The following is a 1,819-nucleotide window of genomic DNA, read 5'->3' as shown; positions in this document are numbered from 1 at the left end:
TAGACGCGGGGATTGCTTAGAGGACATACTGATGGATAGTATTACTCGTGTGCAACTACCAATTTCTCGGTAGTCCTCAAGGTAGTCATCAAGGCGGTGCTAATTGCCTCTACCATGTCCGGCAAAATGCCATTGAGTAGAATTTTGTGTTTGGTAGCGTCGGCTTCCCCGAAGTTCTTGATTCCCTCACAACAACGGCTTTTGCTTGTAGAGGCACCGATTGGATTGACACTCCCCGTCCTGTTCGCGTAGCCTCTGGCACTGCCAGTAAGGAGCGGGGAGTCTTGGCTCTACGACTCGTCGTGGCTCTTTCAAACCGGAGTCAGAAAAAGTAGAGGACAAATCTCCCCAAGCGTGATTGATCATAGATCTAGGTTTCGGTGTGCCGGAAACGCGCGCCTTATCAGAGCGATGCAGCGCGGTCTTGGGGAGGCAGCGCCGCCAAAGGGGGTTCCCCCCACTCGCGCTTTGCCGTGGTTTCCCCCACTCGCGCTTTGCATGAAGACAGGGTCGCCTTAATCAAAAGCGATGCAGTCGGCCAAAGGGGGTTTCCCCCATGAGCGACTGCATCAAGAAAGGTATAAACTTTTTACACAAGCGCCGACTAACTATAAAGGCGACCCTCTTCTTACGGTAACTTCTAACCCCACCGTACCTTTTTTATATGAATAGACAGAGGTGCGACCCGTGGCGAATTTAATTCTTAATAGGTCAAGCGCACCTTTATACTTTTTTATCTAAGTTTTTCATAGACGTTGTAGTCGTTAGACCAAATTACGCAATACGTATCTCATACATATTTTTTACGTTGTCTACTTATGATTAGATAGTACCTATCTGACATGCTTGTTTATTGCTTATGCTTTTATTCTATCACATCCGACGGAAAAGCCGTCGTTCGCGTAGCGTGGCCAAAGGCCAACGAAGGATTTAAAGTTACCGTAAGAGAGGGTCGCCTTAATTATCAAGTTTTAACCTTTTTGCGCGAGACCGACCCACCTTAAAGGCGACCCTCTCTAAGGCGCGCGTCTCTAGGGGCGCGATTACCCAAATCTTTTGGTAAGAAATTCTGGTAGCTACCTTTTGACCAAAACTTCCCTCTACTAGGAGTTTCACCTTTCCTTTAATGGTTGTTGCGTCTTCTGTATTTTAACCTAGATTCGCGCCAAAAGCTGGTTATTGCTGCTAGGTCGAAGTCCTCCCTGGTCATTAGATGCGGGGTTTCCTGCTACCCAGTTTTACTATGAAATGTTTGATTTATCGGTTAGTTAGCCACTTCAGTTAGTTAGCCAATGGTATAGTAATCTATTTGATTCTACCGTAATCTGACCGAAATACTACTAGGATGATGATGAAGTGACCTGGGTAGCATCAGAGTCTTTTGAGACTGGGGAAGTTGAGGGCATGACATGGCTACTCGGAGGCGGAATGGGATGCTTAAGTTCCCAAACTTTGAGCAATATCAGATACTCATAAAATGCTTGTAAGGTACACCAGGTAAACCCGGCTTGACCATCCAAGAAGCCTCCGAGTAGGAAGTACATGTATAGAAAACGCAATACAGGTCGCCAGGGCAAGCGTAAGGACAAATTTTTCAGGGCACGGCGTCTTTCTACTTCCGAACGCCCAAAAAATAGGTCTCGCCACTCAACAGTTCCTTGCTCCAACTGGCGCAAAGTTTCGAGGGCTTCGTCGGTAGAGTAGCGATTGTGTTTATCAATCCAGCGGGTAAATCCCTTACTGTTGGTGTAGTGAGGATATGTTTCTTTTATGAAACCAGTCGGTCCATCACATACTTCCCGTTCCGTATGACCATAAT

Annotated in this window: 1 protein-coding gene and 1 pseudogene; one reads left to right on the top strand and one right to left on the bottom strand. The window is 46.7% G+C overall.

The window, feature by feature from the left end; translation table 11 throughout:
• Positions 1–146 precede the first annotated feature (146 nt).
• Positions 147–335, top strand: a complete 189-nt coding sequence (locus F6K49_RS45330) for a hypothetical protein (protein ID WP_293056009.1) — start codon at positions 147–149, stop codon at positions 333–335.
• Positions 336–1,340: 1,005 nt separating this feature from the next.
• Here F6K49_RS45330 and F6K49_RS45325 read toward each other — a convergent pair.
• Positions 1,341–1,819 (bottom strand): annotated as a pseudogene (locus F6K49_RS45325) (glycosyltransferase family 2 protein); the annotation flags it as partial.

It is taken from the genome of Moorena sp. SIO3I6 (assembly GCF_010672095.1).
The sequence above is the reverse complement of the archived record's forward strand: the minus strand, read 5'-3'. Positions and strand labels throughout refer to the sequence as shown.